Source organism: Enterobacter sp. JMULE2, assembly GCF_013337145.1.
GTDB classification, from domain to species: Bacteria; Pseudomonadota; Gammaproteobacteria; order Enterobacterales; family Enterobacteriaceae; genus Enterobacter; species Enterobacter mori.
This window is the reverse complement of the sequence record NZ_SGWD01000014.1, coordinates 1-22,730: the sequence shown is the minus strand read 5'-3', so window position 1 is coordinate 22,730 and position 22,730 is coordinate 1. Positions and strand designations below refer to the sequence as shown.

The 22,730-nt window shown below is 56.0% G+C and carries 24 protein-coding genes, 1 tRNA gene and 2 pseudogenes; 19 read left to right on the top strand and 8 right to left on the bottom strand.

What is annotated here, in order from left to right; translation table 11 throughout:
• Positions 1-76: 76 nt before the first annotated feature.
• From EXW94_RS15300 to EXW94_RS15275, 6 genes and pseudogenes are all read left to right on the top strand, one after another.
• Positions 77-295, top strand: coding sequence for a TraR/DksA family transcriptional regulator (locus EXW94_RS15300; protein ID WP_174340438.1), 219 nt, complete (start codon positions 77-79; stop codon positions 293-295).
• 2 nt (positions 296-297) lie between these two features.
• Positions 298-639, top strand: a complete 342-nt coding sequence (locus EXW94_RS15295) for a hypothetical protein (RefSeq protein WP_174340437.1) — start codon at positions 298-300, stop codon at positions 637-639.
• Positions 640-727: 88 nt separating this feature from the next.
• A pseudogene (locus EXW94_RS15290) lies at positions 728-1,000 on the top strand (DUF550 domain-containing protein); the annotation flags it as partial.
• A gap of 197 nt (positions 1,001-1,197) precedes the next feature.
• Positions 1,198-1,398 carry a hypothetical protein gene (locus EXW94_RS15285; RefSeq protein WP_174340436.1) on the top strand — a complete coding sequence of 67 codons (201 nt, stop codon included), beginning with the start codon at positions 1,198-1,200 and terminating at the stop codon, positions 1,396-1,398.
• 8 nt (positions 1,399-1,406) lie between these two features.
• Positions 1,407-1,742 (top strand): helix-turn-helix domain-containing protein, encoded by a 336-nt coding sequence (locus EXW94_RS28520; protein ID WP_174340435.1) that lies wholly within the window; start codon positions 1,407-1,409, stop codon positions 1,740-1,742.
• Positions 1,625-2,782, top strand: a complete 1,158-nt coding sequence (locus EXW94_RS15275; protein WP_309232512.1) for a site-specific integrase — start codon at positions 1,625-1,627, stop codon at positions 2,780-2,782. Before EXW94_RS28520 ends, EXW94_RS15275 begins: the two co-directional genes overlap by 118 nt.
• 15 nt (positions 2,783-2,797) lie before the next feature.
• Here EXW94_RS15275 and EXW94_RS15270 read toward each other — a convergent pair.
• Positions 2,798-2,874: transfer RNA gene (locus tag EXW94_RS15270), tRNA-Arg, on the bottom strand.
• 278 nt (positions 2,875-3,152) lie between these two features.
• On the opposite strand from EXW94_RS15270, the gene EXW94_RS15265 reads away from it, so the two are divergent.
• From EXW94_RS15265 to fimZ, 3 genes and pseudogenes are all read left to right on the top strand, one after another.
• Complete coding sequence (locus tag EXW94_RS15265; protein WP_174340433.1) at positions 3,153-3,851, top strand: EAL domain-containing protein; 699 nt, start codon at positions 3,153-3,155, stop codon at positions 3,849-3,851.
• 24 nt (positions 3,852-3,875) lie between these two features.
• The gene (locus EXW94_RS15260) at positions 3,876-4,592 is read left to right on the top strand and encodes a response regulator transcription factor (RefSeq protein ID WP_109081090.1); all 717 of its coding nucleotides are present in this window, start codon (positions 3,876-3,878) and stop codon (positions 4,590-4,592) included.
• A gap of 811 nt (positions 4,593-5,403) precedes the next feature.
• Positions 5,404-6,035, top strand: a pseudogene (gene fimZ, locus EXW94_RS15255) (fimbria biosynthesis transcriptional regulator FimZ).
• A 51-nt stretch (positions 6,036-6,086) separates the two neighbouring features.
• On the opposite strand, the gene sfmF reads toward fimZ, so the two are convergent.
• The 6 genes from sfmF to fimA form a co-directional block, all read right to left on the bottom strand.
• Entirely contained in the window at positions 6,087-6,611 is a 525-nt protein-coding gene (gene sfmF, locus EXW94_RS15250) for a fimbria assembly protein (protein WP_010428269.1), read from the bottom strand.
• A gap of 9 nt (positions 6,612-6,620) precedes the next feature.
• Complete coding sequence (gene fimH / locus EXW94_RS15245) at positions 6,621-7,625, bottom strand: type 1 fimbria D-mannose specific adhesin FimH (RefSeq protein ID WP_174340432.1); 1,005 nt, start codon at positions 7,623-7,625, stop codon at positions 6,621-6,623.
• 13 nt (positions 7,626-7,638) lie between these two features.
• Entirely contained in the window at positions 7,639-10,200 is a 2,562-nt protein-coding gene (locus tag EXW94_RS15240; protein ID WP_174340431.1) for a fimbrial biogenesis usher protein, read from the bottom strand.
• A 14-nt stretch (positions 10,201-10,214) separates the two neighbouring features.
• Entirely contained in the window at positions 10,215-10,907 is a 693-nt protein-coding gene (fimC, locus tag EXW94_RS15235; protein WP_010428263.1) for a type 1 fimbria chaperone FimC, read from the bottom strand.
• A gap of 34 nt (positions 10,908-10,941) precedes the next feature.
• A complete protein-coding gene (fimI, locus tag EXW94_RS15230) occupies positions 10,942-11,484 on the bottom strand; it encodes a type 1 fimbrial protein subunit FimI (protein WP_010428261.1) in 543 nt (180 codons plus the stop codon).
• 69 nt (positions 11,485-11,553) lie between these two features.
• Positions 11,554-12,117: a type 1 fimbrial major subunit FimA gene (gene fimA, locus EXW94_RS15225; protein WP_174340430.1), complete on the bottom strand. Its 564-nt coding sequence runs from the start codon at positions 12,115-12,117 to the stop codon at positions 11,554-11,556.
• A gap of 309 nt (positions 12,118-12,426) precedes the next feature.
• Here fimA and folD point away from each other — a divergent pair, with 309 nt between their 5' ends.
• From folD to EXW94_RS15200, 5 genes are all read left to right on the top strand, one after another.
• Positions 12,427-13,293, top strand: a complete 867-nt coding sequence (gene folD, locus EXW94_RS15220) for a bifunctional methylenetetrahydrofolate dehydrogenase/methenyltetrahydrofolate cyclohydrolase FolD (protein WP_010428257.1) — start codon at positions 12,427-12,429, stop codon at positions 13,291-13,293.
• 1 nt (position 13,294) lies between these two features.
• On the top strand, positions 13,295-13,507 hold the full coding sequence (ybcJ, locus tag EXW94_RS15215; RefSeq protein ID WP_010428256.1) for a ribosome-associated protein YbcJ: 213 nt from the start codon (positions 13,295-13,297) through the stop codon (positions 13,505-13,507).
• Between the two features lie 282 nt (positions 13,508-13,789).
• Positions 13,790-15,289 (top strand): PTS transporter subunit EIIC, encoded by a 1,500-nt coding sequence (locus tag EXW94_RS15210; protein WP_089599406.1) that lies wholly within the window; start codon positions 13,790-13,792, stop codon positions 15,287-15,289.
• A gap of 83 nt (positions 15,290-15,372) precedes the next feature.
• Positions 15,373-16,389 carry a Mal regulon transcriptional regulator MalI gene (malI, locus tag EXW94_RS15205; protein ID WP_174340429.1) on the top strand — a complete coding sequence of 339 codons (1,017 nt, stop codon included), beginning with the start codon at positions 15,373-15,375 and terminating at the stop codon, positions 16,387-16,389.
• A gap of 73 nt (positions 16,390-16,462) precedes the next feature.
• Positions 16,463-16,984, top strand: coding sequence for a metal-dependent hydrolase (locus tag EXW94_RS15200; protein ID WP_120159056.1), 522 nt, complete (start codon positions 16,463-16,465; stop codon positions 16,982-16,984).
• Positions 16,985-17,074: 90 nt separating this feature from the next.
• On the opposite strand, the gene cysS is transcribed toward EXW94_RS15200, so the two are convergent.
• Entirely contained in the window at positions 17,075-18,460 is a 1,386-nt protein-coding gene (gene cysS, locus EXW94_RS15195) for a cysteine--tRNA ligase (protein WP_174340428.1), read from the bottom strand.
• Between the two features lie 174 nt (positions 18,461-18,634).
• Here cysS and ppiB point away from each other — a divergent pair, with 174 nt between their 5' ends.
• The 5 genes from ppiB to mnmH all read left to right on the top strand — a co-directional run bounded on the left by ppiB (position 18,635) and on the right by mnmH (position 22,703).
• Positions 18,635-19,129, top strand: coding sequence for a peptidylprolyl isomerase B (gene ppiB / locus EXW94_RS15190; RefSeq protein WP_010428247.1), 495 nt, complete (start codon positions 18,635-18,637; stop codon positions 19,127-19,129).
• Positions 19,130-19,132: 3 nt separating this feature from the next.
• Positions 19,133-19,855: a UDP-2,3-diacylglucosamine diphosphatase gene (gene lpxH, locus EXW94_RS15185; RefSeq protein WP_174340427.1), complete on the top strand. Its 723-nt coding sequence runs from the start codon at positions 19,133-19,135 to the stop codon at positions 19,853-19,855.
• 119 nt (positions 19,856-19,974) lie between these two features.
• Positions 19,975-20,484, top strand: coding sequence for a 5-(carboxyamino)imidazole ribonucleotide mutase (gene purE / locus EXW94_RS15180; RefSeq protein WP_010428244.1), 510 nt, complete (start codon positions 19,975-19,977; stop codon positions 20,482-20,484).
• Positions 20,481-21,548: a 5-(carboxyamino)imidazole ribonucleotide synthase gene (purK, locus tag EXW94_RS15175; RefSeq protein WP_174340426.1), complete on the top strand. Its 1,068-nt coding sequence runs from the start codon at positions 20,481-20,483 to the stop codon at positions 21,546-21,548. Before purE ends, purK begins: the two co-directional genes overlap by 4 nt.
• An 84-nt stretch (positions 21,549-21,632) precedes the next feature.
• On the top strand, positions 21,633-22,703 hold the full coding sequence (gene mnmH / locus EXW94_RS15170) for a tRNA 2-selenouridine(34) synthase MnmH (protein WP_174340425.1): 1,071 nt from the start codon (positions 21,633-21,635) through the stop codon (positions 22,701-22,703).
• Positions 22,704-22,730 lie beyond the last annotated feature (27 nt).

The following is a 22,730-nucleotide window of genomic DNA, read 5'->3' as shown; positions in this document are numbered from 1 at the left end:
AGGAGCTTAAGGCTCCTTTTTTATTGCTGGCGTTCACCTTCAACCGAATTAACCGACAGTTCCGGGAGCATTGACCATGGCCGATATCATCGATACAGCAGCAGAGATTGAAGAGCTTCAGCGCAACGCTGCCCTTTCCGCTCACCGAGTAAACCGCAAGGCCGTATCAGCTGAGCGTTGTGAAGGATGCGACGAACCAATTCCCGATCCGAGGCGCGTTGCCGTCCCCGGCTGCCAAACGTGCGCGGATTGCCAAGGTGTTATCGAGTTAAGGAATAAGCAGAGGGGAGTTTAAAAGTGATCGGAATACTCAAGCCGGTACCGGAATCGCAGTGGCCGGTACGATGCCACGACCCCAAGCGGAGCAACGTGTGGGCTAACTCTTACTTTCTGGTCCAGGAGTTTCAGGAAGAGAACGGCGTCATCCGCCTAACGGTGAACACCACCAGCATTGGCAGTTCTGGCCGGTGGAAGGATGGCATCAGCTGGGATGCGTTGCAGGAGATAAAGTCAGCCGTTGGATATGGGGATCGGGATGCCGTGGAGATTTACCCGCGGGGTTCTGATGTGGTGAACGTGGCGAACATGCGCCACCTGTGGATTACGCCAGAGCCGATTGCCTTCGCCTGGCGGAAGTAATTTTACGCTGCGCGCCCAGCGTGCGGCATGAGGAGAGAGCGTGAAACCTTACGAATCGAAGAAATCACAGTTCACCAGAAACCTGATCCGGCGGCGCCACGCTGAATGGTCAGAAAAGACCTTCGGTAATGTCGGACCTATCGGACCGCTGAAACACCTTTCGAAAGAAGCGCTGGAAGCTGCCGCCGATCCCGGCGACCTCAGCGAATGGGCTGATATGCAGTTCCTGCTATGGGACGCACAGCGGCGCGCCGGTATCACCGATGAGCAAATCACCGCGGCGCTGGAAGAAAAGCTGAAGGTGAATATGGCGCGCCAGTGGCCGGAGCCGAAAGACGGCGAGCCGCGCCTCCACATCAAACCATGACGCAACTGATAGCCAGTTATGAGCTGGCTATTGGGTGCGAAAGCACTGCCACGCAATCCCTTTTGCCCGGCCCCGCGCCGGGCTTCTTTTTGGGAGTTCACCATGCAATCAAACCCCATGACCTGGCTCATCGCCGCACTTATGGTGCTGGGCGCTCTCATCTCATTTCTTCACGAACCGGAAGGTGTGCAATGGCTGCTTTTAATGTGGGCGCAATAGTCCAGAAGAAGACCGGTGGATTGACGGGGATAGTCGAAAGCCTGCTGGAGCCGGAAAACGATAAGGCGCGGGTTTATGTCGCATGGGACGGCGGCACTTACCAGATCCACTTCGAATACGAACTCCGCGCGGCAACGCCAGACCAGCCGCAGTTTTATAAAACGATGTCATAGGAGGGGAGATGGTTACAGCAGAGCCACTCACTGCGCAAAAGGCGGCAAAACTCCTGAAGGTTTCACCTAGGACCGTCTATCGGCTCATCGACTCAGGCCAGCTTGCAGGCAAGAAGATCGGTAATAAATACCGCACAACCGATGTCGCCTGTATTGCGTATTTACATGACCCGCGCGATCCTGTTTCCGCGAGCGCGGGTGAACATAAAGGAGAAATTTTATGTCAATCACCCTCAGAGGCGGCGTCTGGCACTGTCATTTCGTTACGCCGTCAGGGAAAAGAATTAGACGATCTCTTGGTACGGGGGACAAGAAACAAGCGCAGGAGTTGCACGACAGGCTAAAGGCAGAAGCGTGGCGTGTGGATAAAATCGGGGAGTTGCCGACAAGGACGTTTGAGGAATGTTGCATCAGGTGGATCCGTGAGAAAGAGCATAAGCGGTCCCTCGATGACGATAAGACCAAAATCGAATACTTCCTTCGGCATTTCTCCGGCCTGGATATTTCGACCATCACGGCGGACCAGGTAAACGAAGCAGTATCAAAGATGGTCAACCGCAAGCACATCCAGGTGTGGGAGTCGCGCCGGGACGCTGCTATACGTCGGGGAAAGGAGCCGCCGCCGTACACTGAAAAGCCAGTAAGCCAGGCCACAAAGAGCCAGCACCTGTCTTTTATGCGATCGCTGCTGAAAACTGCAGCCAATGACTGGGGATGGATAAAGGCGCCCCCCGTCATTAAGACCAAAAAGCCAATCAGCAAACGCATCCGCTGGCTGACCAGGGAAGAGGCAGAACGGCTTATCGCCTGCATGCCGGAGTCGATAAAGCCGGTGGTGATATTTGCACTGGCAACCGGCCTGCGCCGCTCCAACATCATTGATCTGGAGTGGCAGCAGGTCGATATGCAGAGAAAGGTTGCATGGGTAAATCCGGAGAACGCGAAGGCGGGCAAAGCTATCGGCGTGGCTCTGAATGATACCGCATGCAGGGTGTTAAGGGATCAGATCGGGAAAAGTTCCAGGTGGGTATTCGTTCACACGAAACCATCGACGCGCCCGGATAAAACTGTCACTCCGGCGGTCCGGAAAATGCGCGTGGACGATAACAGCGCCTGGCGCATTGGCCTGGCAAAAGCGGGTATAGAGGACTTCCGTTTTCACGACCTCCGGCATACCTGGGCGAGCTGGTTAATTCAGTCCGGTGTGCCGCTGTCAGTTCTGCAGGAAATGGGCGGCTGGGAGTCGATCGAGATGGTCCGTCGTTATGCTCACCTGGCGCCGAACCATTTAAGTGAACACGCGCGGAAAATAGATGCCATTTTTGGCAACCATGACACAAATACGACACAAGGAGAAAATCAGGCTGGGTTGAAACTGGCGTAAGTACCTGTTTCTAAATGGTACGCCCTGTAGGATTCGAACCTACGACCTACGGCTTAGAAGGCCGTTGCTCTATCCAACTGAGCTAAGGGCGCACAGAGAAGCGTGAACTTCGCGGTGGTGAAACGCGTGGAATTATACGGTCAATGGCAGGTGAGTCAATGCCTTTTCCCCGATCTGTATCGATAACGGCTAGCTGATTGTAAATACGGCTGTTTTTTCAACATTTTCACTACATCCCACGTAGAATTTACCGCTGCGAAAAGGCTTAGCTGCTTTTAAGTAACGCCTGCTGTTTTCCTGTAGGCCACCTCGTCACACTGGTGCAAGGTATCCCGGCCGCCTGGAGGCTGACAGACAACAGGACAATGGAGTGACAGCGCAAAACCTGACCTATACGCCTCCCCGGCTAAAGCACATTTCTCATGATATCACCGGCATCAAACTTGAGCCCATCGTTGCCCTCGCCTCTTCACACAGGATCGGCGTTGAGGTGCTCAGCGTTCTGTCACCCACGCTGCAAAGTGAAGATTTTTTCCGCAAACAATCGGCAGAACAGTCGCTTATGCTGCTGGAAGTGCAGCTCCGTGTGCTAAAAAACGCGCTCGCCTGTCACAATATTTTCATCAATCTGCCGATAACCGTACTCATGGTGCCAGAACTTTTTCAGCGTCTGCTGCAACTGCGAAGCCCGCCGCTGAATATAGAGATTGTCGACCCTGTCGACTTTTTCACACTCTCCGATACACAGCGGCAAGTGGTGGCCCAGCGCCTGAAGCAGCTGACCATAAAGGGTCACCGCATCTGGCTGGATGACGTTGACGATAGCGTTGTCCAGCCCTTCTTATCCTGGCCGCTGCCACTCAGCGGCATAAAGATCGATAAAGAAACCTTCTGGCGTATGCGCGCCACCCCTGCGCTGGGGGAACTGGTTTCCCGCTGTTTTCGGCTTGCCGGGAAGGTGCTTATCGAAGGTATTGAGACTGAACGGGATCGTTCCTGCGCACGCCAGGCAGGGGCACAACTCGGCCAGGGGTATTACTGGCCATCCTGGACATGGCCGGAGGATTAAACAGCCATCTCCAGGAGGGAGGCCATGGGAATGACAGTGCGCCGTTACCGTCGGCGTCGTACAGGAAGTGACGCACTGGGATTTACACGCTCGCCTTTTGCTCCCCCCTTCTTTGACCGACTCGAATTTTTGAGCCAGTCCACCAACCTGACCCATAAAACTGACGCCCCGTTTATCATTCTGGTCACGGAAGATCATTACCTGCGCACCGGAATGCTGAACGGGAATTTCCCGCTAAGCTGTTGCTCTGACTATCCAGTGCTGGAAGATGCCTTAAGCGCGTTGAATCAGTGGCCATCCGCGCGTCTGGTAGTCGATATCGACAGCCGCGCCACGGCTCTGATCGACAAACTGGATCAGCTAAGACGATATAGTCTCTACCCGCCTTTTCTTACCCCTCATCTGCTTGTCAGGGCAGATGATTACGATACCCGCCTGTTCTGCAAAGCGGCGGGGCCCTTTCATGTGCTTGAACGTCAGTTGCCCGCTGCGGCACTGCAGCAGTACCTGCTGGAAACAAAGCCGCCGCAAGGCTCGGTGAAAGAGTGGTTCACGCGCAGTGAATGGCCCATTTTACAAGAGCTGTCTCGTGGCAAAACGTTACGTCAGATTGCTCTGATTCAAAACCACCCCTATAGCCGCATTATCTATCGTCTCGGCTGCATTTTGACCAAGCTGGGGTTAAACCACCGCCAGGAATTGCTGCACCTTCTTAATAATCTCTCAGACTGCACGTTTTGACTTAGGCATTAACCCGTTCATTCCTAAAGACCTTTAAGAAATAACTTACCGATAATGTTAATTTTTTGTTTTAATTTAACAATTTCATCGAATTTGCAACTATTCCTAAATTATCCTCTTGAACCACGTGAAATATCACTGAAAATGCCTATCTCAGCACTTTCCACCATCCGTTAAGCGATGAGGGAGTCCGTTAAAAAGATGATAATGATGTAAAAACAAGCGACTGATCTGTACGGGTCAGGTGCGGTAAGCGCAGGTTACAGCATATCCTGCTGTTCAATTTTAGGTTTATCTTGCGGGCCACTCCTGGCTTTCAGATGAAGATGCCACGCCCGATCCCGCCTATTTTTTGCGCTTGCCGTGCACGCGCCGCACCACTTTCCCCACCTCGTTTTGTTAACAAACAATTAACATAAAGTGATATATGTCATTTTTTGTTATTACATAAAGATGAAAAAATGTGGTAAATGGAATAGCAGGACATTTGCGCTAAATTTAAAATAATAGCGATTCAGATCCAGAAGATAATACAAAGCAATGGACCAGGATTAATTTACAGGGTTTTCGGAGAAAACTTACACGGTATAATAAGATGCGTTGCAAATATGAATAAGAAAAACCTTTTTGCCACACCAGCCAAATGAGATAACCGCGCTGAGGCATTAATTTACTCGCTACGTTAACAAGGATGCTTTCGCTCTTTCCAGGGAATTACTACCGTATAAGGATCACCATCTATATCCTTCCGGCATTTCGAGAGTTTGAACAAAACTCCGCATAACGCTTTTAACAATCTGAGGCATTAAAAATGAAACCGGCATCCGTTATCATTATGGACGAACACCCTATTGTCAGAATGTCGATAGAAGTCCTGCTACAGAAAAATAAAATATCATCGTCAAACTCAAGTCTGGCGATAGCCATGAAGTGCTTGATTGTATTCGCAATCACCCCATCGACCTGGTTATCCTGGACATCGAACTGACGGGAACCGATGGGTTTTCATTACTCAAGAGAATCAGAAACCTAAACAAAGACATCAAGGTTCTGTTCCTCTCGTCAAAATCAGAGTCGTTTTACGCAGGACGCGCCATTCGCGCAGGGGCCAATGGCTTTGTCAGTAAGCGAAAAGATTTGGGTGAGATCTACAACGCGGTGGAAATGATACTGATGGGCTATTCTTTTTTCCCGTCAGAAACGCTGAACTTTATAAATCATCTGGGCTCCGGGAAAGGTATCACGCCGGATATGCCATTATCGAATCGCGAAGTCACGGTGTTACGCTATCTGGCGAATGGATTATCCAATAAGGAGATTGCCGAGCAGTTGCTATTAAGCAACAAAACCATTAGCGCGCACAAATCCAATATTTATTCCAAGCTCGGCGTCCAGAGCATTGTAGAATTAATAGATTACGCGAAAGCACACGAACTGCTATAAACTGAATTCACTCCCCGCAACTTAAGTGAGTTGCAGGGAGTGCGGTCAGCGCTAATTATAATTGATCATAAACGTGGCATCCGCATCTGCCCGTCCCGGCTGAGGGTTATCCGCTGTGGCAATATAATTGGCATAGAACGACAGTACCGCATTACCTTCTGCATCGACCGTCACCGGCTGGCTGGCCTGCTGAAGATCCAGCCGTGTTTTATCCGCATCGCGGATCTCCACGGCAACCTGACCCGCCGTACTGCCATCATTGAGCGCCAGCAAACCGCTGTCGCTGCCGTCTGCTTTTCCCGAAAACGTAATGGAGGCTGCGCCAGGAGGACAGCCGGTCAGCTTCAGCGTAAACGGCATGGGCTGCGTGCGGCTCCCCGTGGTTCTAAGCTGTTTCGTCGGCCAGGTGCCGAGCGTGACGACCTTATCGCTGTCATTGCCTTCGGCCACGCAGGTGAAATCGACGATGTTGCCGGACATCTCAATATTGATTTCCCCCAACGCCGTGGCCGCCTGAGCGCCAGCGTGAAGCATCATCAGTACTCCCGCAGCAATGTACCTGCTCCAGTGTCCCATTGCTCCTCCTTAATCGTAATCCACGCGAAGATAGCCGCGCGAGGTGAAACGGCCCTCGGCAGGCTTGTTGCCCGTCACGCTCACAGGCCAGACCCGAATGCCGACCTGTGCCTGAGCGCTGTCATCCAGGCGGAACGGAATTTTGCTGGTGAGCGTGTTAGGCGTCAGCGGCGTGCCGCTTTCGTTAGCGACCACAAACCCCAGATCGGGATTATTAGAAACCAGCGCATTACCGGACACTTTCTCCGCTTCGATACGCATCGTCAGATACGCATTGGCTTCAACGTTTGTGCATTTAATGGCAATGGTTTTGCTTTGAGGCGTAACCTTCTGCGGTCGATTTCCGGCACCGGCCTGGCTAAACAACGACGCACCAATATCGCCAAAATCAAATTCCACGACCTGGCCTGCGTTGATCGCACAGCTTTGCGGTACCTGAATCGTTCCGCTGTAGCTAATGGTATAGACCGGCGTATTAAGCGGATCGGCGGTTTTCGTCGTGACATAGACCCTGAACATGGTCTGCTGCGGGATCACCACCATATTGATAAAGCGCCGCGTTACCCTCAGACGGAAAACCAGCTTGGAATCGGTTACCGGAAAAGCCTTGTTATTCGGTACGTTGGGGTGCTGCCCCATCTGAATATAATTCGCGGGAGGGTAGAACGTGCCCGCAAAGTCATCGTGGATCTGCATGGCGCCGTCGAGGTACTCATTCAGCTTCACATATTTATAGCTGTCGATCACCGTGGTAATGGGCAAGTCGGTGACATAGCTGCGCATGGTGGATTTACCGGTTGTCCCGCGGGGACAAATGGCATTCACCCCCACCAGTCCAGATTTTTGCGCCAGGGTGACAATCTCCCCCGGCCTGTTGTTAGCGCTGTTAAACACGTTGGAGAGATCGTAGGAAATATCCTTCGCCACGCCGGTGGAGTTCTGGCACACCGTGGCCCATGCGGGCAGTGCGCTGCACAACACTGCCGCGCCAACTATGCTACGGATAATGGTCATGATTGGGTTCCTGTTAGCGTTCACAGCGTGCCCCCGCCAGCGTAATGGCCTGGTTCAGGCTTTCCGGTGGTAAGTGATAGCTTGCACGGCACTGGGACTGTTTTCCGTCGCCCCACTGGATGAGCAGCTCACCTTCCAGCGGCAGCCCGCTGAGGTAAATCTGCCCGTCATCCCCCACCATGCTGGTGACGCCGCTTTGCGTTTCACGCACTACCGCGCCAAACGGCACGGGCTGGTCGCCGAGCGTGACGGTCAGCAGGGCGCGCACGCCAATACGGGTATCGAAGCTGGCGCGCACCAGCGCCCCTTTGGTCGGCACCACGCTGCTCACGTTATTTTCGATGTCGGTGTTGTTGCTCATGGTATTGGTGTCCAACGCCACGCGGTTGTAGCGGTAGACGGTGGCATACGGCATCACGGCATAGCCTCGCCAGTCGGTTTTCACCCCGGTCTGGTTTTCAATACTGACGCCTGATGCCCCCGGTGCTTTGATCAGCACGTTGGTGTCGCCCAGCGGCTGGCTGAAGGTCACCCCGTCTGAATGCCCCACCACGCCGCCAGAAAGCTGCCAGTTGAGATCGTGCTGGTCGCGGGCGTAGTTGTAGCCCACGCCCAGCGTGCCGTAGGTCGCCTGCCAGTTGGCGCTGGCGCTGCCGCTTGCACCATTATTGCTGGCGTGCCCCTGCGTGACGCTGTAGTTCAGGTTGCGGTCTTCGAGCAGTGTTCCGCTCACGCCGGTCTGCCAGCTGGTATCGCCGTCGCTGTTACGGCTGGCAGAAGCGGTAGCGTAGGCTCTGTCGATGGCGCTATCGCGGCGATAGCCGTGACGGGTAAACAGGCTGAACGGCACGGAGACGTTAAACGATGCAATCCGGTCCGTACCGTCGATCCCAACGGCCTTGTTCCACGACCAGGAGACGGAGTAGTTGATCCCCTTCACGCCACCCGCATAGCCCAGCTGATACCAGACGTTAGATTCGCTGGTGCCCCAATAGCTCTGCTGGCTACCGGAGAGGTAAACCGAGCCGTAATCCCCCAGCGACTGGGAAATGTTGAGCTGGAAGCGCCCCTTTTTGTTCCACGTCAGGTTGTGATAACTCTGCACGTCCGGCACGCCGTCATCGTCCTGACCTTCGCCATACTGGTAGCCTTCCATTGAGCGCCACGCCACATCGTCCAGGGTGTAGAACCCTTTGGTAGAGTAGCGATAGCCCAGCAGCTGGAAGTTGGTGCCGAAGCCGTTAAGGGATTTTGCGTAGAGGAAGCGCAGGGACTGCCCTTCATGGCGGCTGTCATCCGCGAGCTGGCTGCGGGCATGGGTGAGATCGAGCGAGACCGCCCCCCAGTCCCCGAGGTTTTTCCCGGCCCCGAGGGCAATCGCGGTATAGCGTGACGCCAGCTGCGTGCCGCCGTACAGCGTATAGCCGTCGGCCAGGCCGGTAATGAGCGTTCCCTGAGCGAAGAACGGCGTGTCCTGCTCGCTGTTGCCGCTGCGGTAATCCCCCGCCACCAGGTCATATTTCCAGCGTCCTTCACGCTGCAGCAACGGCACGGTGGAGTAAGGCACGGTGTAACGCTGCTGGCTACCGTCCTTCTCTTCTACCGTTACCTCAAGATCGCCGCTTGATGAGGTTGGGTTAAGGTCGGTAATGGCAAACGCCCCAGGCTGGACATAGCTCTGGTAAATGACATAACCGTTCTGGCGGATCGCTACCTTGGCTGGCGTGCGGGCAATACCGCGTACGGTTGGCGCGTAGCCCTGCATGCTGTCCGGGTACATGCTGTCGGAGGAAAAGAGCCGCCCGCCCCGAAAGCCGACGCTGTCGAAAACATCGTTACCGGTATTGCTGTCGCCCAGCACCAGCTCGCTTTTCAGCGGAATGACGGTGCGCTGAGCCCAGGTGCCAATATTCTGCCAGTTGCTGTGACGCTGACCGTTACTTTGGGTGTAACGCCACGCGCCGTTATTGCGTAATCGCCAGGCACCATAGTTCAGCCCGCTCTGCAGGTTCAGGTAATAGCTGTCGTCATCGCTGCCGCGGTTGCCGGTAAAGCTGTAATTCAACAGGGCGGCGGGAATGCCTTCATCCCACTGTTCAGGCGGAATGTAGCCCCGGGCGCTGTTTTGCATGGCCACCTGCGGCAGGCTCACGTTCAGGCGCAATGACGCAAAGTTGAAGGCCGTTTCGCTGCCGGGAATAGCCGTCGTCAGCGGAACGCAGGTCTCCCCCTGCACGTTTGCCAGTTCCGGGAACGCCGCAATGTTGACGCCGAAACGGTCGAGCATCGCGCGCGTAATGCACGGCGCTAACCCGCCCGCGACGGGTGGCGTGTTTTCGGCTTGTTCAAAACGCACGTCCTGCGTGCCGATAAACTCATCGTTGCGCCAGATGTCCACGCGATAGACGCCCGGCGCCTGCTGGTGTCCTTGTTCAAAACGCGACAAATCCGCCACGCTGGCGGCGTCGTCGGACAAAAAAGCCGGGTTGAAGTAGCTTTCGCTCCAGCCGGCGTGCGGCCAGAGCGTTGTCATCAATGCCAGTGCAACCGGGCAGTAACGCCATTGAGTGTTCATCGCCCTGACTCTGCTCATAGATTGACGCTACGCGCCGGAGTAATAGCGCCGTAATCATTGACGCTCTGCCAGGAGAGCGTGCCGCTGGCTGCGGTTGGCAGCACCTGCTGTGCGGAGTTTTTCGGCGCGACCATCAGGTTTTCCAGCGTCTGGCCGCCAAGCTTCAGGTTGACCAGCGTGACGTAGTAGGGCGAAGCATTGCTCACCTTCAGGTGGTTCCCGACGCGCTCAAAGCGCAGCTGGGAGAGCGCCTCTTCCGGTGGCATCGACAGGTTAGCCGGGCGCACAAACAGCTTGATGCGTGACAGAATGGCCAGCTGCAGCACGTTATTGTTCTCTGTTTTCGCCTTACTCACTGACGGAATTGCCTTCACGTTCATGTAAAAAAGCGATTCGCGATCGGCGGGCAGGGTCGGCCCGGCATAAATAATGCGCAGTGTGTTTTCGCTGTCCGGCTCGCTCACAAACAGCGGCGGCGTGACGGCAAAGGTTTTTTCTTTTTGCCCGCTGGCGTTTTCAATCCACGCGTTAATTAAATAACGCTCCTGCTTGTTACTGTTGGTGATCGCCAGCGATGTCTGTTTTGCATCTGCCGGATAAATCACGCGCGTCGCGCCCAGCGCAATTCCGCCGGATGCATTTGCACAGGCAGAAACCATCATCAAAATAAAAGATAAAAACAGTCCGGGTTTAATCAGGGTGTTCATCACAACCGTACCTTTAATAATGTGTTCGCAGGCGTCAGGGATAAATCAACGTAAACCAGACATCCGACTGAATATTGCCTGGCACGAGGTGTTCGGAAATCGCCCGGTAGCGAGCGCTGAAATGAAACGCCAGCTCGCGGGTATCAATGGGCAGCCAGCTGACCGCCGTGGCGTTCGGGATAATCTGACGTTGTTGTTCGTCGAAAAGCGCCAGACCAACGCCGCTGCTGACAGGAGCTTCACCTGGCCGCGATGTCGCCAGGAAAACCTGCGGATCTTCTGCAGGGGTTGCGCCCTGAAACTGGATCCCCACGGTACGAGAAACGTCCACGCTGCAGTCGAGCAGCCGTACGGTGAAAGGCACGTTTACCGTGGAAAAACTGCCGACGCCGGAAAATGAGTTGGTGCGGTACTGCCCCATATCCACGCGCATATTCTGGCTATCAGGCGCCACGGCGCAGCCGCCGTTGACCAGTTCCCCTCTCAGGTGAACCTTGCCGCCGTCGATTACCACGGTATGTGCGTTTACCGCTGAGGCAATCGCAAGGGCAAAAAACAGTATCCCAGTCCTTGTCATCCTTCGTTCCCGGCATTAGCGATTAAAAGACCTCCTCCCTGAGGTCGACCACATCCCTGTACTCAGGCATTACTCGTATTTCATCACGAAGGTAGCGTCAGCGTTCGCCTGGCCTGGCTCGGTGGTCGCAGCAGTGGCTTTATAGCGCGCGGTGAAGTTCAGGGTGTTAGTACCTTCAATCAGGCTCTGCGCGGCAGAGAAGGTGGCACCGTCTGGGGTCAGGACGCTGGATTTGCTGTCGAGGATCTCGATACCCACGCCTTTCGCGGTGTTGTCGTTGTTGCCAGAGGTGACCGCCAGCAGGGTTTTATCCGTCGCGTCGATCTGACCGGTGAATGCCACCGCAGCGGTTTTCGCAACCAGCGGATCGCAATCGTTCAGTTCGATGGTGAACGGAATATTGGAGGTGGTGTCACCCACTTTGGTGAATTTCGCGGTACGGTACTGACCGAGATTAACCGTCTGCTCGGAAGAATCAGTATTTACTGAACACGCAGCATTCACTAATTCACCTTTGAAATGCACGGTACCGCCATTAACGGAAACAGGCGTTGTGGTATCTTCTGCATGAGCGGCACCCGCGACCAGGGCCAAAGTTGCAATAACAGTAGAAGCAATGTTGCTGAGTTTCATGTCTATTCCTTTAAAATGTAAATAACCCTTCCCGCGGATAATCGGGAATAAGAAATACGTTCAATTGATTAATTGAAAGCTTATTTCGGAGGAGACAAAGTAGCTCAGGAAACTATTTTAAAATATGTCAAAACACTGCCATTTTACCAGGTCACATCCTATTCCCACCTAGGAAATTGACCATACCTTCCACAAGGTTTTGCGGCCCCGTGATGAAATCTCGCAAAGGGTGACTGACAGCGGCGCTCGCTTCTGACAAAATATAGGCAATCCCCCCTTTCAAACGTTACAGACGGAATCTTCTCTCTGATGGCAGCAAAGATTATTGACGGTAAAACGATTGCGCAGCAGGTGCGCTCTGAGGTCGCTGAAAAAGTGAAGGCGCGTAAAGCCGCCGGAAAACGCGCCCCCGGGCTGGCCGTTGTGCTGGTTGGCAGCAACCCGGCATCGCAGATTTATGTCGGCAGCAAACGCAAAGCGTGTGAAGAGGTGGGGTTCGTCTCCCGCTCTTACGATTTGCCTGAAACCACCAGCGAAGCGGAACTGCTGGAACTTATTGACACCCTGAATGCCGATAACGAGATCGACGGCATTCTGGTACAGCTGCCGCTGCCTGCGGGCATCGACAACGTGAAGGTGCTGGAACGTATCGCACCGGATAAAGACGTGGACGGTTTCCATCCGTACAACGTGGGTCGCCTGTGCCAGCGCGCGCCGCGTCTGCGCCCGTGTACGCCGCGCGGCATTGTGACGCTGCTGGAGCGCTATAACATCGACACCTACGGCCTGAACGCCGTGGTGATTGGCGCCTCTAACATCGTGGGCCGTCCGATGAGCATGGAGCTGCTGCTGGCGGGCTGCACTACCACCGTGACCCACCGCTTCACCAAAAACCTGCGTCACCACGTCGAAAATGCCGATCTGCTGATCGTCGCGGTCGGCAAGCCGGGCTTTATTCCGGGCGAGTGGATTAAAGAGGGTGCGATTGTTGTGGACGTGGGCATCAACCGTCTGGAAAGCGGCAAAGTGGTCGGCGACGTGGTGTACGAAGATGCCGCGGCGCGTGCCTCATACATTACGCCGGTCCCGGGCGGCGTGGGCCCGATGACCGTTGCAACACTGATTCAGAATACTTTGCAGGCATGCGAAGAGTACCACGACGTAGAGGAAGCATAAGATGGCCACATTTTCATTAGGCAAACACCCGCACGTAGAGCTGTGCGATCTGCTCAAGCTGGAAGGCTGGAGCGAAAGCGGTGCGCAGGCCAAAATCGTTATTGCCGACGGGCGAGTGAAAGTCGACGGTGCGGTGGAAACCCGCAAGCGCTGCAAGATTGTCGCGGGTCAGACCGTGAGCTTTGAAGGTCAGAGCGTGACCGTTACGGCCTGAGCCGTTTGATGCCCGGTGGCGCTGCGCTTACCGGGCCTACGTACTCTCTCCGTTTGTAGGCCGGGTAAGGCGAAGCCGCCACCCGGCAATTTCACTCACCATCCCCTCACACCCATCACGGTTATTTATCGATCAACTTCAAATAATCACTATTTCATCTGTTGAAAGGTGAGATTTCAGTTGCGCGTTTTTCACTCTTTCCCCACGATAAGTAGAACGTTCTACTAAAACGTTCTACTTACAATAACAGCGCCAAAAAAGCGCTACTCGGGGGAAATCAGCATGAGTCTGATATCAGGGTTTGTTAAATCGCTGTCTAAGTTATCGATGATTGGTCGCGCCTTAATGCTGCCAATTTCACTGCTTCCCGCTGCGGGCCTGCTTCTGGCCTTCGGCGATAAGTTCCACCTGCCGCTGATGATGAACGCAGGCGGGGTTATCTTTGATAACCTGCCGATGCTGTTTGCCATCGGCTCTGCCGTGGGTCTGGCGTCGGAGTCCGGCATCGCGGCGCTCTCTGCGGCAGTGTCGGTGTTTGTCACCAATATCACCATCAGCACCGTGCTAAGCATCACGCCGGAAATGGCCTCTCAGGGCGGGAAATACGCCATGGTGGTCGGCATCCCGACGCTGCAGATGGGCGTCTTCGGCGGCCTGATCTGCGGTATTCTCGCGGCCTGGTGCTATAACCGCTTCCACACCATGCAGCTGCCGGAGTTCCTCGGCTTCTTCTCCGGTAAACGTTTTGTGGCGATTGCGACGGCGTTACTGTCGTTCCTGCTCGGTCTGCTGCTGCCGTACGTGTGGCAGCATATCCAGGCCGGTATCGACGCCCTCTCCGTGGTGGTGAACGGCGACAACCAGGCGGCCTCGACCTTTATCTTCGGTCTGGTGGAGCGCGCGCTGATCCCGCTCGGCCTGCACCACATCTGGTATCCGTCCTTCTGGTATTCGTTCGGGGATTACACCACCCAGGCGGGCCAGGTGATCCACGGCGACCAGACCATCTGGTTCAAGATGCTGGAAGAAGGGGTGAAATCCTTCAGCAGCGACACCTACCAGAACGCCGGTAAGTTCATGCAGGGCGAGTTCCCGCTGATGCTGTTTGCGCTGCCCGCGGCGTGCCTGGCGATGTACCACGAAGCGCACACGAAGAATAAGAAAATCGCGGCCGGTATTCTGTTCTCTGCGGCGCTGACCTGCTTCCTGACGGGTATTACGGAACCGGTTGAGTTCACCTTTATCTTCGTGGCGCCGATCCTGTACGTCTTCAACGCCATCATGGCGGGCCTGGCGTACATGACCATGTACCTGCTGCATGCGCACATCGCCAAGTCGTTCTCGGCAGGCTTTATCGACTACCTGTCTTTCGGGATCCTGCCGTCGTTTAACGGCTACCAGACCAACTTCCTGAGCGCCGTTATCATCGGTATCCCAATGGGGCTGATTTACTACTTTACCTTCCGCTTTGTGATCCGCCGTTTCGACGTGAAAACGCCGGGCCGTACCGAAGTGACCGCCAGTGCGAATGACAAGTCCGATTCCGAACTTGCCACCGAAATCATCAGCCTGCTGGGGGGCGCGCAGAATATCGATTCGGTTGGCTCCTGTATCACCCGCCTGCGTCTGGAAGTGGCAAAAAGCGACGCGGTAGATAAAGACGGTCTTAACGGACTCGGTGCGCGCGGCGTGGTCTTCGTCGGCGATAACGGTATTCAGGTGATTTTCGGTGCCAGAGCACAGTTTATCGCCCAGACCATGTCCACCATGATCGGCAAATAATAAGATGCCTGAACGACACGTCTCCTGTACGCTGAGAGACGTGTCTTATCTGGCTGATTATCGGTTAATTTCAGGGAGCGGTTTTGAAGAAAGTCAGCATTATTGATGTCGCAAAGCACGCGGGCGTGTCGGTCTCAACCGTCTCGCTGGTGCTACGCCAGAAAGGGAAAATCTCAGAGGCAACGATCGGGAAGGTCAACGCTGCCATCAATACGCTGGGCTATGTTCATAACGTCGCCGCTGCCAACCTCCGCGCCAACACCTCCAATCTTATCGGCCTGATCCTGCGCGACTTCAGCGACAGCTTTTCCATCAAGGTGATGGCAAGCATTGTTCAGGAACTGGAGAAGCAGGGATACATGGTTTTTCTCGGTCAGCCGCTGAACGACCGGGAACATCTGGAACGGACCCTGCTGTCGTTTAAGCAGCAGGGTGTCGCAGGCGTCATTTATCTTGCTTCTGACACCCGCACCTCTGCTCTGCCGGAGCAAATTCGCCAGTGTCCGCTTCCGCTGGTAGTGGTCTCGCAGTCTCTGATTGATGAAAAATGCAATCTGGTGATGCGCGACAACCGCCAGGCGGCGAACCTGGCCGCGCGCTATCTCATCGAGCGCGGACACCGCACGATCGCCTATATTGGCGGACGCGAGGGCTGCCTTATCCGCGAGCAGCGCCTGCTCGGTTTTCGCAGCGCGATGACGCAAAGCGGACTGGTCTGGCGCGATGACTATTCACCGGCCTGCAGCGACGACACGCAGGCCGCCGCGATGGCGACTCGCCAGCTGCTGGAAAAAAATAACGCCATCACCGCCCTGCTCTGCCATTCGCCGGATGCCATGATCGGCTCTATCTCCGGCATTCATCAGGTGGGTCGCACCGTGGGGAAAGATGTGTTCTTAACTCAGCAGGTGGCGCTGATCGGTTTTGAAGATATGCTTCACGTTAACCTCACATCACCGTCATTCACCTACGTCTCCTCGGCCAGTGACGAAACCGGGCGTCAGGCGGCGGGGCTGATAATCCGCAAGCTGAAAGAGCCGGACTTGCAAACCCAGCGCATTACCCTCTCCGGACAGCTTATCGCGCGCGAATCGGCGTAAAATCAGAATTTAGCACAGGTTTGTAAACGCGAATTCGCTGCTATATTTCCATGATTTGCCATGGATAATCGCAATGCCTACCGTTATTACGCACGCTGCTGTTCCGCTCTGCCTGGGCTTAGGTCTGGGAACTAAAGTCATCCCTCCCCGCCTGCTGTTTGCCGGTATCGTGCTCGCCATGCTGCCCGACGCTGACGTGCTGGCGTTCAAATTCGGCGTCGCCTACGGGAATATTTTTGGCCATCGCGGCTTTACCCACTCACTGCTGTTCGCCTTTGTGGTGCCAATACTTTGCGTGCTGATTGGCAGACGATGGTTCCGGGCCAGCCTGACGCGCTGCTGGCTGTTTTTAACGGTGTCATTGCTGTCGCACAGCCTGCTGGATTCAATAACGACAGGCGGGAAAGGCGTCGGCTGGCTGTGGCCGTGGTCGGATGAACGTTTCTTTGCGCCGTGGCAGGTGATCAAGGTCGCGCCGTTTGCGCTGTCGCGCTACACCACGCCGTACGGGCATCAGGTCATTATCTCGGAACTGCTGTGGGTGTGGCTGCCGGGAGTCGTGCTGATGGGATTGTTGTGGTGGAGACGGCGGTAAAAGAAAGCCGGGTGGCGGCTACGCCTTACCCGGCCTACGATCGTGATTTTGTAGGCCCGGTAAGCGTAAGCGCCACCGGGCGTTACAGACTTACTTACGGCGCCAGGTCGTCCCCTGCGGGCCGTCTTCCAGAATGATGCCCATCTCGGTCAGACGGTTACGCGCCGCATCGGCCGCCGCCCAGTCTTTCGCCTGACGCGCTTCCAGACGCGCCTTAATCAGCGCTTCAATCTCCGCCACTTCGCTGTCGTCCGCCTGCGCGCCGCTCTGCAGGAACGCGTCCGGCTCCTGCTCCAGCAGGCCGAGCACGGAAGAGAGCTTACGCAGATGGGACGCCAGCGCATTCGCCGCGGCCATATCTTCTGACTTCAGGCGGTTCACTTCGCGCGCCATGTCGAACAGCACGGAATAGGCTTCCGGGGTGTTGAAGTCGTCGTTCATCACCTCAACAAAGCGTGCTTCGAACGCCTCACCGCCTGCCGCAGGAACAGACCTGTCGGTACCGCGCAGCGCGGTGTACAGACGCTCCAGCGCCGAGCGCGCCTGTTTCAGGTTCTCTTCGCTGTAGTTCAGCTGGCTGCGATAGTGGCCGGACATCAGGAAGTAGCGCACGGTTTCCGCGTCGTAGTACTTCAGCACGTCGCGCACGGTGAAGAAGTTGCCCAGCGATTTCGACATCTTCTCGCGGTCAACCATTACCATCCCGGAGTGCATCCAGTAGTTAACGTACTCGCCGCCGTGGGCGCAGGTGGACTGCGCGATTTCGTTTTCGTGGTGCGGGAACATCAGGTCTGAACCGCCGCCGTGAATGTCGAAATGTTTGCCCAGCTGTTTGCAGTTCATTGCCGAACATTCAATGTGCCAGCCCGGACGGCCTTCGCCCCACGGGGATGGCCAGCTTGGTTCACCCTCTTTGGACATTTTCCACAGCACGAAGTCCATCGGGTTACGCTTCACGTCAACCACGTCAACGCGCGCGCCGGCCTGGAGCTGGTCCAGATCCTGACGGGAAAGCGCGCCGTAGGTTGGGTCCGTCGGCACGGAGAACATCACGTCACCGTTGTCCGCAACGTAGGCGTGACCGCGTGCGATCAGCTTTTCGGTGATGTCGATAATTTCGTGGATATGGTGGGTCGCGCGCGGCTCGCTGTCCGGACGCAGAATGTTTAAGGCGTCGAAATCTTTGTGCATTTCAACGATCATACGGTCCACCAGCGCCACAAAGCTTTCGCCGTTTTCATTAGCGCGCTTGATGATTTTGTCGTCGATATCGGTGATGTTACGCACATATTTCAGCGTATAGCCCAGGAAGCGCAGGTAGCGGGACACCACGTCGAAAGCGACGAAGGTACGGCCATGGCCGATGTGACAGAGATCGTAAACCGTAATACCACACACGTACATGCCGACTTCCCCGGCATGGATAGGTTTAAATTCCTCTTTTTGGCGCGTCATTGTATTAAAGATTTTTAACATCGAAGATTCCATGTAAACACGTGTGTGGACGAAAACCGGGTATTCTACCCGTAATTCAAACCCGAAGCAGCACACAATGCAAGGTGATCGCATCCTGTGGTTATGCTATAACAAGCCCCTATAGATGACCCGAACGCGGGTCGACGTACCACAATAACGGAACAGGATGCAAAAATGGTTACTTTCCACACTAATCATGGCGATATCGTAATCAAGACCTTTGATGACAAAGCGCCTGAAACAGTTAAAAACTTCCTGGACTACTGCCGCGAAGGTTTCTACAACAACACCATTTTCCACCGCGTGATCAACGGCTTTATGATCCAGGGCGGCGGTTTTGAACCTGGCATGAACCAGAAAGAGACCAAAGAAGCGATCAAAAACGAAGCGAACAACGGTCTGAAAAACACCCGCGGTACGCTGGCGATGGCCCGTACTCAGGCACCACACTCTGCAACCGCGCAGTTCTTCATCAACGTGGCTGACAACGACTTCCTGAACTTCTCCGGCGAAAGCCTGCAGGGTTGGGGCTACTGCGTATTCGCAGAAGTGGTTGAAGGTATGGACGTGGTTGACAAGATCAAAGCCGTCTCTACTGGCCGCAGCGGTATGCACCAGGACGTTCCTAAAGAAGACGTTGTGATTACAAGCGTGACCGTCAGCGAGTAATTCGTGGCGACACTCTTTATTGCGGATCTGCATCTGCAAACGGAAGAACCGGCGATCACCGCCGGTTTTCTGCGTTTTTTACGCGGTGAAGCGAAAAGCGCCGACGCGCTGTACATCCTGGGCGACCTCTTTGAAGCCTGGATTGGCGACGACGACCCTAACCCGCTGCACCGTGAAATGGCAGCCGCCATTCGCGCGCTGGTAGATTCCGGCGTCCCCTGCTACTTCATTGACGGCAACCGTGACTTCCTGATAGGCCAGCGCTACGCCCGCGAAAGCGGCATGACGCTGCTGCCGGAAGAGCAGGTGCTCGACCTGTATGGCCGCAACGTCCTGATCATGCACGGCGACACGCTCTGCACCGATGATACCGGCTACCTGGCGTTTCGTGCTAAGGTCCATACACCGTGGATCCAGACGCTATTCCTCGCCCTGCCGCTGTTTATCCGCAACCGCATCGCCGCAAGAATGCGCGCGGGCAGCAAGGCCGCCAACAGCAGCAAATCCATGACCATCATGGACGTGAACCCGCAGGCGGTCGTGAACGTGATGGAGAAGCATCACGTCCAGTGGCTTATCCACGGCCATACCCATCGTCCTGACGTGCATTCCCTTACCGCCAACGGCGAACCCGCCCACCGCGTGGTATTAGGTGCCTGGCACACTGAGGGATCGATGGTCAAAGTCACCCCAGAAGGTGTCGAACTGATCGCGTTTCCGTTTTAACCTTTTCTCGTCGCTTCGCTTATTTCTCAGCCACGCAACCGTTTTCCTTGCCCGTATAACATGCTATTCTCTGTGCCCTCGAAAGCAGTGTGTTTCGCACCACAGGAGTTTTAAGACGCATGTCTTCCCGCAATAATCCGGCGCGTGTCGCCATCGTGATGGGGTCCAAAAGCGACTGGGCTACCATGCAGTTCGCCGCCGAAATCTTTGACATCCTGAATGTTCCGCACCACGTCGAAGTGGTCTCCGCGCACCGTACCCCGGACAAACTGTTCAGCTTCGCCGAAAGCGCCGAAGAGAACGGTTACGAGGTGATTATTGCCGGTGCGGGCGGCGCAGCACATCTGCCAGGCATGATTGCCGCCAAAACCCTGGTGCCGGTTCTGGGCGTCCCGGTACAAAGCGCCGCGTTAAGCGGTGTGGATAGCCTCTACTCCATCGTCCAGATGCCGCGCGGTATTCCGGTCGGCACGCTGGCGATTGGCAAAGCGGGTGCGGCAAACGCAGCCCTGCTTGCAGCCCAAATCCTGGCGACTCACGATAAAGACCTGCACCAGCGTCTGGCCGAATGGCGTAAAGCCCAGACCGACGAGGTGCTGGATAACCCGGACCCGCGGGGTGCGGCATGAAGCAGGTTTGCGTTCTCGGTAACGGCCAGTTAGGCCGCATGCTGCGTCAGGCCGGTGAGCCGCTGGGTATTGCCGTCTGGCCCGTCGGGCTGGATGCTGAACCTGAAGCCGTACCGTTCCACCAGAGCGTGATCACCGCCGAGATCGAACGTTGGCCGGAAACCGCGCTGACCCGCGAGCTGGCGCGTCATAACGCCTTCGTTAACCGCGACGTGTTCCCTGTCATCGCCGACCGTCTGACGCAAAAGCAGCTGTTCGACAAACTCGGCCTGGCAACCGCACCGTGGCAGCTCCTGTCCGATAAAAGCGAGTGGAATGACGTCTTCGCGATGCTGGGCGAGCTGGCGATCGTGAAGCGTCGCGTGGGCGGCTACGACGGCCGCGGCCAGTGGCGTTTACGCGCAGACGACACCGCCGAGCTGCCGGACGACTGCTACGGCGAGTGCATCGTTGAGCAGGGCATTAACTTCAGCGGTGAAGTGTCCCTGGTGGGCGCGCGCGGGCATGACGGGCACACCGTTTTTTACCCGCTAACGCATAACCTGCATCAGGATGGCATTCTGCGCATCAGCGTCGCCTTCCCGCACGCCAATGCTGACCAGCAGGCGCAGGCGGAAGAGATGCTCTCAGCCATCATGCACGAACTGGGCTATGTCGGCGTGATGGCGATGGAGTGCTTTATCACCCCGTCCGGCCTGCTGATTAACGAGCTGGCACCGCGCGTGCACAACAGCGGCCACTGGACGCAAAACGGCGCGTCCATCAGCCAGTTCGAGCTGCACCTGCGCGCGATCACCGACCTGCCGCTGCCGCAGCCGGTGGTGAACAGCCCGTCGGTGATGATCAACCTGATCGGCACCGATCTGAACTACGACTGGCTGAAGCTACCGCTGGTGCATCTGCACTGGTATGACAAAGAGGTTCGCGCAGGCCGTAAGGTCGGTCACCTGAACCTGAACGACAGTGATACCGATCGCCTGAGCGCCACGCTGGAAGCGATGATCCCTCTCCTGCCGCCGGAATACGCGAGCGGAATTGTCTGGGCACAGTCAAAGCTCAGGTAAGACATCTACGCCGGGGAGTTGACCTTCCCCTTCCCCGGCGTACAATCCCCGCCCATTGCTGCTGAGTTTTCTTCTGGAATAACCATGAACGATGGAACGGACTATCGCGCGATCCTCGCGTCTGATACCCCTTTAATCGACGTTCGCGCGCCGATCGAATTCGCCCAGGGCGCGATGCCTGCGGCGTTTAACCTGCCTTTAATGAACGATGACGAGCGCGCTGCCGTCGGCACCTGCTATAAACGGCAGGGACCGGACGCCGCACTGGCGCTCGGCCATAGCCTGGTGAACGGCGAGACGCGTGAGGCACGTATCAACGCCTGGCGCGAGGCCAGCCTTGCCCACCCGGAGGGCTATCTCTGCTGCGCGCGCGGCGGCCAACGCTCGCATATCTCACAGGCCTGGCTAAAAGAGGCGGGTGTCGACTACCCGCTGATCCGCGGCGGCTATAAGGCCCTGCGTCAGACGGCGATTCAGGTGACCCTCGAGCAGTCACAAAAGCCGATGGTGCTTATCGGCGGCTGCACCGGGAACGGTAAAACCCTGCTGGTGAAGCAGCACGCGCAGGGCATCGATCTGGAAGGGCTGGCGCACCACCGCGGTTCGTCGTTTGGCCGCACGCTCACGCCGCAGCTTTCCCAGGCCAGCTTTGAAAACCATCTTGCGGTTGAGCTGTTGAAAAAAGACGCCTCTCGCTGGGTGCTGGAAGACGAGGGCCGGATGATTGGCTCCAACCACCTGCCGGAGTGCCTGCGCGATCGCATGGCTGAAGCCCCTATCGTTGTCGTCGAAGACCCGTTTGACGTCCGCCTTGAGCGCCTGCGCGAAGAGTATTTCGACCATATGTGGGCGGATTTTTCTGCTGCCTACGGTGAAGAGGCAGGCTGGAAGGCGTACAGCGAGTACCTGCATCACGGCCTGTTCGCCATTCGCCGCCGTCTGGGGCTGCAGCGGTATGCAGAATTCACCGCGCTGTTAGATTCCGCGCTGTTGGAACAGCAACGCTCTGGCAGCACGAACGCGCACTTCAGCTGGCTTGCGCCGCTGCTGAAGGACTATTACGACCCGATGTACGGCTATCAGCTGGAGAAGAAAGCGGAGAAGATTGTGTATCGCGGGACGTACGGCGAGGTTGCTGACTGGCTTAATCGCTAAAAGAAAGCCGGGTGGCGAGGTAAAAGC

Bases quoted from the DNA above. Each gene is read 5' to 3' on its own strand.
- fimI (WP_010428261.1), bottom strand. From the start codon at position 11,484: ATGACAAGGACTGGGATACTGTTTTTTGCCCTTGCGATTGCCTCAGCG.
- EXW94_RS15300 (WP_174340438.1), top strand. From the start codon at position 77: ATGGCCGATATCATCGATACAGCAGCAGAGATTGAAGAGCTTCAGCGC.
- fimH (WP_174340432.1), bottom strand. From the start codon at position 7,625: ATGACCATTATCCGTAGCATAGTTGGCGCGGCAGTGTTGTGCAGCGCA.
- mnmH (WP_174340425.1), top strand. From the start codon at position 21,633: ATGAACGATGGAACGGACTATCGCGCGATCCTCGCGTCTGATACCCCT.
- folD (WP_010428257.1), top strand. From the start codon at position 12,427: ATGGCAGCAAAGATTATTGACGGTAAAACGATTGCGCAGCAGGTGCGC.
- cysS (WP_174340428.1), bottom strand. From the start codon at position 18,460: ATGTTAAAAATCTTTAATACAATGACGCGCCAAAAAGAGGAATTTAAA.
- EXW94_RS15240 (WP_174340431.1), bottom strand. From the start codon at position 10,200: ATGAACACTCAATGGCGTTACTGCCCGGTTGCACTGGCATTGATGACA.
- fimA (WP_174340430.1), bottom strand. From the start codon at position 12,117: ATGAAACTCAGCAACATTGCTTCTACTGTTATTGCAACTTTGGCCCTG.
- ybcJ (WP_010428256.1), top strand. From the start codon at position 13,295: ATGGCCACATTTTCATTAGGCAAACACCCGCACGTAGAGCTGTGCGAT.
- EXW94_RS28520 (WP_174340435.1), top strand. From the start codon at position 1,407: ATGGTTACAGCAGAGCCACTCACTGCGCAAAAGGCGGCAAAACTCCTG.
- ppiB (WP_010428247.1), top strand. From the start codon at position 18,635: ATGGTTACTTTCCACACTAATCATGGCGATATCGTAATCAAGACCTTT.
- purE (WP_010428244.1), top strand. From the start codon at position 19,975: ATGTCTTCCCGCAATAATCCGGCGCGTGTCGCCATCGTGATGGGGTCC.
- EXW94_RS15285 (WP_174340436.1), top strand. From the start codon at position 1,198: ATGGCTGCTTTTAATGTGGGCGCAATAGTCCAGAAGAAGACCGGTGGA.
- purK (WP_174340426.1), top strand. From the start codon at position 20,481: ATGAAGCAGGTTTGCGTTCTCGGTAACGGCCAGTTAGGCCGCATGCTG.
- fimC (WP_010428263.1), bottom strand. From the start codon at position 10,907: ATGAACACCCTGATTAAACCCGGACTGTTTTTATCTTTTATTTTGATG.
- EXW94_RS15200 (WP_120159056.1), top strand. From the start codon at position 16,463: ATGCCTACCGTTATTACGCACGCTGCTGTTCCGCTCTGCCTGGGCTTA.
- EXW94_RS15210 (WP_089599406.1), top strand. From the start codon at position 13,790: ATGAGTCTGATATCAGGGTTTGTTAAATCGCTGTCTAAGTTATCGATG.
- sfmF (WP_010428269.1), bottom strand. From the start codon at position 6,611: ATGGGACACTGGAGCAGGTACATTGCTGCGGGAGTACTGATGATGCTT.
- EXW94_RS15260 (WP_109081090.1), top strand. From the start codon at position 3,876: ATGGGAATGACAGTGCGCCGTTACCGTCGGCGTCGTACAGGAAGTGAC.